The 9,044-nt window shown below is 65.7% G+C and carries 7 protein-coding genes and 2 pseudogenes; all 9 read right to left on the bottom strand.

The window, feature by feature from the left end:
- Positions 1 to 488, bottom strand: a pseudogene (locus WBB14_RS03780) (flagellar biosynthesis protein FlhF); the annotation flags it as partial.
- Positions 485 to 2,605, bottom strand: coding sequence for a flagellar biosynthesis protein FlhA (gene flhA, locus WBB14_RS03775; protein ID WP_424238633.1), 2,121 nt, complete (start codon positions 2,603 to 2,605; stop codon positions 485 to 487). The gene flhA and the pseudogene WBB14_RS03780, both read right to left, overlap by 4 nt.
- Positions 2,606 to 2,608: 3 nt before the next feature.
- On the bottom strand, positions 2,609 to 3,763 hold the full coding sequence (gene flhB, locus WBB14_RS03770; protein WP_424238632.1) for a flagellar biosynthesis protein FlhB: 1,155 nt from the start codon (positions 3,761 to 3,763) through the stop codon (positions 2,609 to 2,611).
- Positions 3,764 to 3,949: 186 nt separating this feature from the next.
- Complete coding sequence (locus WBB14_RS03765) at positions 3,950 to 5,347, bottom strand: methyl-accepting chemotaxis protein (protein WP_424238631.1); 1,398 nt, start codon at positions 5,345 to 5,347, stop codon at positions 3,950 to 3,952.
- 369 nt (positions 5,348 to 5,716) lie between these two features.
- Positions 5,717 to 6,349, bottom strand: coding sequence for a protein phosphatase CheZ (cheZ, locus tag WBB14_RS03760; protein WP_054456663.1), 633 nt, complete (start codon positions 6,347 to 6,349; stop codon positions 5,717 to 5,719).
- An 8-nt stretch (positions 6,350 to 6,357) separates the two neighbouring features.
- Positions 6,358 to 6,747 (bottom strand): chemotaxis response regulator CheY, encoded by a 390-nt coding sequence (gene cheY / locus WBB14_RS03755; RefSeq protein WP_013393379.1) that lies wholly within the window; start codon positions 6,745 to 6,747, stop codon positions 6,358 to 6,360.
- Between the two features lie 50 nt (positions 6,748 to 6,797).
- On the bottom strand, positions 6,798 to 7,856 hold the full coding sequence (locus tag WBB14_RS03750; RefSeq protein WP_424238630.1) for a protein-glutamate methylesterase/protein-glutamine glutaminase: 1,059 nt from the start codon (positions 7,854 to 7,856) through the stop codon (positions 6,798 to 6,800).
- A gap of 20 nt (positions 7,857 to 7,876) precedes the next feature.
- Positions 7,877 to 8,734, bottom strand: a complete 858-nt coding sequence (locus WBB14_RS03745) for a CheR family methyltransferase (RefSeq protein ID WP_424238629.1) — start codon at positions 8,732 to 8,734, stop codon at positions 7,877 to 7,879.
- Positions 8,735 to 8,742: 8 nt separating this feature from the next.
- Positions 8,743 to 9,044: pseudogene (locus tag WBB14_RS03740) on the bottom strand (methyl-accepting chemotaxis protein); the annotation flags it as partial.

The following is a 9,044-nucleotide window of genomic DNA, read 5'->3' as shown; positions in this document are numbered from 1 at the left end:
GCCTGCGCCACTGGCGTCTGGCGCAACGGCGGCAAGGACGGCAATTCGACGCGCACAGGCGCAGCCGGAGCTGGCGGCGGCACTTGGGACGCAAGCTCCGGCGTCTCGTCTTCGGCCTGCGTCGAGGAGGCGTAGGCCGCCTGGTAGGCGGCGATCGGACGCGACGGCGCCGGGTAGCCGGCCGGAGGCATGGCGGGCGCCGGCGTCAACGGCCGCGCCGCCGGATTAGGGACATCGAAACGCACGCCCGCCGGGATGCCGGCAGGCGCCTGCGGACGGACATCAGCTGGCCGGGATTGCGCGGCGTCCTGTCTTGGAGCGGCGACCTCATGAGCGGTGTCGTCGAACGCACCCTCGACGGTGGCCAGCACCTCCACGCCGCCATCGACGCTGCGATTCGACACGATCAGCGCGTCCGGCCCCAGCACCTGCCGGACCTGGCGCATCACATCGCGGCTGTTCGCTCCGAAAAATCGGCTTATTTTCATGCCCCATTACCTCCGCCGATCAGCGCGGTCACGCGCACCATGCGCTCATCGGGTATTTCCGTATTCGACAACACGCCCAGCTGCGGCAGATGGTGCCGCAGGAAGCGCGACAAGGGCGCGCGCAAGACTGGCGACACCAGCAGCACCGGCGCGTTGCCCTGAGATTCCTGGCGTTCGACCGCGGCCTGCGCTTCACGCAGCAGCGTATCGGCCAGCCCCGGCTCCAGTCCGCCGCTGGTCGTCATGGCCTGCGAAAGCACACGCTCCAGCTTCACGTCCAGGCCGATCACGCGCAGCTCGCCTTCGCCCGGGAACCATTGCTGGGTAATGGCGCGGCCCAGCGAACGGCGCGTCAGCGCGATCAGTTCGTTGATATCGGGCTGGCTGCCCGTGCCTGCGGCCAGCGCCGCCAGGCGCGGGCCATGCTCGGACAAGGTATCGATGATGGTGCGCATGTCGCGGATCGGCACTTCTTCCGACAGCAGGCCTTGCAGCACCTTCTGCAGCGCCGTGAGCGACAGGGTCTTGGGTACCAGGTCCTCGACCAGCTTGGGCGCGTCGCGGCCAATGCGGTCCAGCAGCTGTTGCACTTCCTGGCGGCCCAGCAGGTTGGAGCCGTGGCGATGCATCAGGTGATTCAGGTGCGTCGCGACCACGGTGCCGGCATCCACCACCGTGTAGCCCGCCACCTGCGCCTGATCGCGCAGGCTGCCGTCGATCCACAGCGCCGGCAGGCCGAAGGCGGGATCGGTCGTGGGCGTACCCTTGATCGGCATGGTCACGCCACCCGGGTCGATCGCCAGCCATTGCCCCGGCATCGCCACGCCATGGCCGACTTCCACGCCGGACAGCAGGATGCGGTAATCGTTGGGCTTGAGTTCGAGATTGTCCCGGATATGCACCACCGGCGGCAGAAAGCCCACGTCCTGCGCGAACTTCTTGCGCAGGCTGCGGATGCGGTGCAGCAGTTCGCCGTTCTGGGCGTGGTCCACCAGTGGAATCAGGCGGTAGCCGACCTCCAGGCCCAACTGGTCCACCATGGACACGTCGTCCCAACTGGCCTCGGCCGCGGCAGCCTGCGCCTGGGTAATCGCCTGCGGCGGCACCTCCGCGGCTGCGGCCGCTGCCGCAGTCTGCCGTTTGTACAGCATCCAGCCGCCCCAGCCCAGCGCGCCGGCCAGGGTCAGGAAGGCAACGTGCGGCATGTTGGGAATCAGGCCCATGACGCCGACGATGCCGGCCGTCAGGAACAGCACGCTGGGATTGGAGAACAGCTGGCTGATGATTTGCTGGCCGATGTCCTGGTCGGTCGACACCCGCGACACCACCACGCCCGCAGCGGTGGAGATCACCAGCGCCGGGATCTGGGCCACCAGGCCGTCGCCGATGGTCAGCAGCGTATAGACGCGCGCCGAATCGCCCATCGACATGTCGTGCTGGGCAACGCCCACGATCAAGCCGCCGATGATGTTGATCGCCATGATCAGCAGGCCGGCGATGGCATCGCCGCGCACGAACTTGCTGGCGCCGTCCATCGAGCCGAAGAAGTCGGATTCCTGCGAGACTTCCGCGCGGCGCTTGCGCGCCTCGTCTTCGCCGATCAGGCCGGCGTTCAGGTCCGCGTCGATCGCCATCTGCTTGCCCGGCATCGCGTCCAGGGTAAAGCGCGCGCCCACTTCCGCAATGCGGCCGGCGCCCTTGGTGATGACGATGAAGTTGATGATGGTCAGGATCACGAAGACGATGATCCCCACCGCAAAGTTGCCGCCGACCAGAAAGTGGCCGAAAGCCTCGATGACCTTGCCCGCCGCGTCGGGACCGGTGTGGCCATGGAGCAGGACCACGCGGGTGGAGGCGACGTTCAGCGACAGGCGCAGCAACGTGGCAAACAGCAGCACCGCCGGAAACGCCGCGAAATCCAGCGGCTTGCGCGTGAACATGGCGACCAGCAGGATCATCACGGACAACGCGATGTTGAAGGTGAACAGCAGGTCGAGCAGGAACGTGGGCAGGGGCAGGACCATCATGCCCAGCACCATCACGATCAGGATGGGTCCCGCCAGCAGCCGCGCATGCGAGGCCCCGCTACTCTTCAACATGGTGAGCAAAGCGCTCATTCCTTAAGCTCCTTGTGCTGCGGTTTTGGCTTGCGGGTCCAGCTCGGCCGGCACGGCCAGCCGGGTCGGGACCGCCGGTTCGGCGCCCCAACCGGCGCGCCAGGAGCGCAGCTGGAAGACCCACGCCAGCACTTCTGCCACCGCGGTGTAGAGTTCGGCCGGGATTTCCCGCCCGATCTCCACGTGTTGATGCAATGCGCGCGCCAACGGCGGCGCTTCCAATGTCGGGATGCGGTTTTCGGCCGCCAGTTCGCGGATCTTGGCCGCGATCAGGCCGGTGCCCTTGGCCAGCACGCGCGGCGCCCCGCTCTTTTCCTCGTCGTACTTCAGGGCCACGGCGTAGTGCGTGGGGTTGGTCACCACCACGTCCGCCTTCGGCACCTCGGCCATCATGCGGCGCCGCGCCGCCTGGCGCTGCTGCTGCCGGATGCGCGCCTTCACGTGCGGGTCGCCTTCGCTTTCCTTGTGTTCCTGGCGCACGTCCTCCTTGGACATGCGCAGCTTTTTCAGGTGGCTCCAGATCTGCCACGGCACGTCCAGCATGACGATGACGATGAGCGAAGCCACGATGAACGCGCAGCACATCGCCACCAGCGTCAGCGCCTTGATCAGCGCCGCGGACGGGGCCACGTGCATCAGGCTCAGCATATCGTCGTGGTAGCGCCAGATGACCCAGACCGCCACGCCGCCGACCAGCATGGCCTTGGCCAGCGCCTTGATCAGCTCCACCACCGTCTGCGACGAGAACATCCGTTTCACGCCGGCCAACGGGCTGAGCTTGGAGAAATTGAACTGCAGGGGCTTGCCCGAGATGACGATGCCGCCCAGCAGCACGCTGGAAAGCACCGCGATGACCGCCAGCAGCCCGAAAATAGGCAGCAGCACCAGCAAGGCCTGACCGAACCCCTCGACCGCCCGTTCGACCATCACGCCGGGATCGGCGACGATGCGCTGGTCGAAACCCAGGCCATTGCGCAGCACGCCGGTCAGGGTGCGGTAGAGCGAACTGCCGCCCACCCAGATGGCGCCCACGCCCGCCGCCAGCATCATGAACGTCCCCAATTCCCGGGAACGCGCAATCTGCCCCTCCTCGCGCGCCTTTTCCAGGCGCCTGGGAGAGGCGGCTTCGGATTTTTCGAGGTCGCTTTCTTCGGCCATGCTCTGCGGTATCGTTGCGGCTCGCGGGTTCTGGAATGACGAGCTGCCCGCCGAGATTCTAGGAGGCTGCGGGCTTTGGCGATAAGCCAAGAAACGGGGGGAAAGCGGCGCTATTCCCGGATGCGTTCAGGGCGGCGCGTTCCAGCGTGGCTTGGAACGCGCTCTGCCCCGTGACGGTTGGCCGCTTCAGGCCCCCGCGGCAACCGCCAGGCGGCCTGCCTCGCCCTCTCCCGCCACCGCCTGGAAACGGTTGAAATCCAGGCCGATCCGCACCGCGCCCCAATGTTCCGACCCCAGATAGACCGGGATGGATACGTCATTGACGATTTCACCCGTATCGCGGGAGTAAGTCTGAAGCAGCATCCCGCCGGTGTTGGTCGCCAGGCGCAAACCCACCGGATCGTCAAAGATGCGCTTGTTCCGCACCCGCGCGATATCCTGCTTCGGATCCCCGGTGGGCGCCTGGGAAAAGCGCAGATTGTGGGCCGGAGCGTAGCCCCTGCCATCCACCAGAATCGTATAGATCCCGCCCGGCACGCCATCCAGAACGCTATCCAGCAAGCGGGTCACCGACTCGTCGATCTGCCGGTCGTAGCTGGTGTGATAGCGCGCCGGTTCGCTGCCCGGAATGCGCCGGTAGTGCCGGTCGAACACATCGGCCCCACGGCTCCTGGCGTCCTCCAGCAGGTTGGCAGCAGCGTCCCGGAAGGCTTCGACGGTTTCGGACAGGCCGTCAAACGCAGTATTGCCGGTGCGCATGTCGGCCAGCACCTCCTGCACACTCTCCGTCTGGCGGCGGATGCGGTCGATCTCGCCGGACATGCTGCCGATACGTTCCAGTACGTTGGCGCTCAAGGCAGCGATCCGCCCCACGTCCTCGCTCATGCCGTGATTGGTGGAGTCCACCTCGCCGATGGCCTGGACCACGTCGCCGACTTGCCGGTTCATGCTGTCGAAGTCGCGCACAAAACGCTCGAAACCGGAGCATGTCCGGCCCAGCACTTCGCCGGAGGTGTCGACATCGTCGCGCAGCGTGCCGGTCTGACGCTGGGTCGTTTCCACGAGTTCCAGCATCTCGGCGGTGTGCCGGCCGATATCGCTGGTGGCCGAATTCACGCGCTCGGCCAAGCGCCCGACCTCGCTGGCCACTACTGCGAAGCCGCGCCCCGCATCTCCCGCCCTGGCCGCCTCCACCCCCGCGTTCAAGGCCAGGAGCTGAGTCTGCAAGGCAATCTCCTTGATCAGCTTGCTGATGTCGCCCACCGATTGGGCCCGGCCGGTCAACTGCCCGACCACCTCGCTGAACGACGCCATCTCGCGCGTCATGCGCTCCACCCTCGCCTTGACGTCGGACAGCTCGGCCAGCGCCTGCTGTGCCGCGTGCAGATTCTGCCCCGACACCTCGGCGATCTCGCGCGCATGGGTGGATGTCGATGCCGACAGGGCGGAGATTTGTGCGCCGCTGGCCGCGAGCGCGTCGGCGGCGCGCGCCTGCTCTTGCGCCAGGAGCGAGCAATGGCCCGCCTGGAACTGCGTGCGCGCGGCATTCAGCGCGATTTCTATGCTGGATTGGCGGACGGTCATGATGCGGCTGCGTAGGCGTCTCATGAAACCGTACAACGGCCAAACGGCCGGACTAAAGGATAAGGTACGCTCCGACAACGTCGCGTCGCCGCGATTGAGCCGCCGCAACAACCTCCACATGCCGCCCAGACGAAATACGGATCTGGCCACGATCAACCTCCTTGTGCCTGCCCGGATCGCCTTCTATGGGCATCCGTTGCCTGGCGCGCAATGCGCGCCATGATTCACGCTGCAAGGCCCCTATTTATTATTCTGGAGGGGAGTCTATCGATGAGGCGCTGTTTGCGCCTTTAGGGAATACGTTCATGCACCGGCCGCACTATCAGGAAAGGAGCCGCCGGAGGGCATGTCCGGCGGCTCCTTTCCTGGCTAGAAGCCCAGGCTCGCCAGCAGGTCGTCGACCTGATCCTGGCTGGTCACTACGTCGGTCTTGCCCTGCGGGCTGATCTGCGGCCCGTTGAGCAGGCTGTTGGCCTCGTCGCGCCGCTCTTGCGGAACGTTGTCCAGCAGCACCTGCAGCAGTTCGCGTTCGATCGCGCCCACCACGTCCATCATGCGCATGATCACCTGGCCCGTGAGGTCCTGGAAATCCTGCGCCATGATGATTTCCATCAATTGGGACTGTGTCTGCTGCGCCTGCTTCGGCACGTCCTGCAGGTATGCGCGGGTGTCCTTCACCAGTTCGCGCGCCTCGGGCAGCTCCAGCGGCTGGTCGTACCATTGCTGCCAGCGCGCATCCAGCGCCTGCGCCGAACGCGACAGGCCATCCTGGATGGGGCCGGCCTGCTCGGTGGCGTTCAGCACGCGATTGGCCGCCTGTTCCGTCATCTGCGCCACATAGCGCAGACGGTCGCGGGCGTCGGGAATGGCGTTGGCCGCGTCCTTGATGGCCTGGTCCAGGCCCAGTTCGCGCATGCTGTCGCGCAGCATGCGCGTCAAGGACGCGATGCGGTGGATCAGATCGGGGGATTCGCCCGGGCTCTCATGTTCCGTCGTGCTCATGGCTCACCTCAACCCGCGATTTTCTCGAAGATCTTGTTGAGCTTCTCTTCCAGCGTTGCCGCCGTGAAAGGCTTGACCACATAACCGTTGGCGCCGGCCTGGGCCGCCGCAACGATGTTCTCCTTCTTGGCCTCGGCCGTCACCATCAGCACCGGCAGAGATGCCAGCGCCGCGTCGGCGCGGATCTGCTTGAGCATCTCCAGGCCATCGAGGTTGGGCATGTTCCAGTCCGACACCACGAACTGGAAGCCGCCGTTACGCAGCTTTTCCAGGCCGATGGCGCCGTCTTCGGCCTCATCCACGTTCTCGAAACCCAGCTCCTTGAGCAGGTTGCGGATGATCCGCCGCATGGTGGGGAAGTCATCCACCACCAGAATCTTCAGGCCCTTGTCTACCATCTTCTACTCCAGAAAAAATTTGCCTTGGACCGATCGGGGAGCTTTGCGCGTCAGACGCGGTGCCCGCGATCGCCCAGGCGAGTCAGAATGCGTTCGCTTATCGCCGACAACGAAACCACTTCATCCGCGGCGCCCAAGGCGATCGCTTCGCGCGGCATGCCGAAGACCACGCAGCTGGCTTCGTCCTGCGCAATCGTGTGGGCGCCCGCGCGGTGCATGGCCAGCATGCCGGCGGCGCCGTCCTTGCCCATGCCGGTCAGGATCACGCCTATGGCGTTCTTGCCGGCGGCGACCGCGGCCGAATTGAACAGCACGTCCACCGACGGGCGGTGGCGATTGACGGGCTCGCTGGCTTCGAGTTCGATCACGTAGTTGGCGCCGCTGCGCCCCAGGCGCATGTGCATGTCGCCGCCCGGCGCCAGATACACGTGCCCCGGCAGCACCCGATCGCCGTGCACGGCTTCGCGGACGGTCACCGCGCACAACGCATCCAGGCGCTGCGCGAAGGAGCGCGTGAAGCCCGCCGGCATATGTTGGGTGATCAGGATGGCCGGGCTGTCCGGCGGCAGCGGTTGCAGGACCTCGCGGATCGCCTCGGTGCCGCCCGTGGAGGCGCCAACGATCACCAGCTTTTCCGAACTGGACAGCGGCCGGCGCAGCATGGGCGCCGGTGCGGCGGGCGCGGCATGCGCCGCGGGCGCCCGCAGCTTGGCGCGCGAGGCCGCGCGTATCTTGTCGGCGATGATCTCGGTGTATTCGAGCAGGCCGTCGCGTATGCCCAGCTTGGGCTTGGTGACGAAGTCGATGGCTCCGAGTTCCAGAGCCCGCAGCGTGATTTCACCGCCGCGCTCGGTCAGCGAAGACACCATCACCACCGGCATGGGCCGCAGGCGCATGAGCTTTTCGAGGAAATCCAGCCCGTCCATCCGGGGCATTTCCACGTCCAGCGTCAGCACTTCGGGGTTGTGACGCTTGATGAGTTCGCGCGCCACCAGGGGATCGGGCGCAGTCGCGACCACTTCCATGTCCGACTGGCTGTTGATGATCTCCGTCATCAGCCCGCGCACCAGAGCCGAATCGTCCACGCATAAAACGCTAATTTTCTTCATTTGTTGCTGCCTCGTCCCGCTCAGGACCTGCCCGCGCATTCATAGACGGTCTGCCCGCGCAGACGAAAATCCCGGCTGATATAGGTGAAGTTCTCGGAATGGCCTGCGAACAGCAAGCCGCCAGGCTTGAGCAGCGGCACAAACCGCTCCAGGATCCTGGCCTGGGTGGGTTTGTCGAAATAAATCATGACGTTGCGGCAGAAGATCACGTCGAACTGTTCGTTGATCTGCCAAGCTGGCGCCAACAGATTCAGGGGCTCATAGCGGACCATGTCGGCGATCTCGGGGCGCACCCGGACCTGCCCCGCATTGCCGCCGCGCCCTTTCAGGAAAAAGCGGCGCAGGCGTTCACCGTCCATCTTGTCCACGCGCTCGGCGGGATAGACCCCGGCGCGCGCGCGGGTGAGTACATTGGTGTCGATATCGGTAGCCAACACCGAACACGCATTCGCCCGAGGGCCCAGCGCTTCCACCAGCGTCATGGCGATGGAATAGGGTTCTTCGCCGGTGGAGGCCGCACAGCACCACACCGACACTGGGCCGCCGCGCCGCTTGGCGAAGTCGGCCAGGATGGGAAAGTGATGCGATTCGCGGAAGAATGCGGTCAGGTTGGTCGTCAAGGCATTGACGAAATCTTCCCATTCGGTCGCGTTCGGCTCGTTTTCCAGCTGGTCCAGATAGCTGCCGAAATCCTGCATGCCCAGCGCGCGCAGGCGCCGCGCCAACCGGCTGTAGACCATCTCGCGTTTGTGCGTGCCCAGCGAAATGCCCGCGTGCGCGTGGATCATCTTGCGCACGCGCGAAAAGTCCGCATCGCGAAAATCGAATTGGCGTTCCACCGAGATGGACGGCGCCGCGTTTGCCGTTGCTGTAGCCACTGCTGCCCTCAGTGCCCAAGCGCAAGCGCATCAGGCGCCTGCAAGCGGCTATCGTCACCGGACGCGCGCGCCGATGACAGGCGCTGAGCCGGAACTTCGATGACTTCGCCCGCGTTGATCTTGAACACGGCCACCGCTTCAGCCAGGCGCTGCGCCTGCTCCTGCAGCGATCCCGCGGCCGCAGCCGCCTCTTCCACCAGCGCCGCGTTCTGCTGCGTCACCTCGTCCATCTGCGACACCGCGCGGTTCACCTGGTCGATGCCGCTGGACTGCTCTTCGGACGCCGCCGAGATCTCGCCCATGATGTCCG

The organism is Achromobacter sp., from assembly GCF_049647645.1.
Lineage (GTDB): Bacteria > Pseudomonadota > Gammaproteobacteria > Burkholderiales > Burkholderiaceae_B > Achromobacter.
Note: the sequence above shows the minus strand (reverse complement) of the source record. Positions and strands in the feature narration are given on the sequence as shown.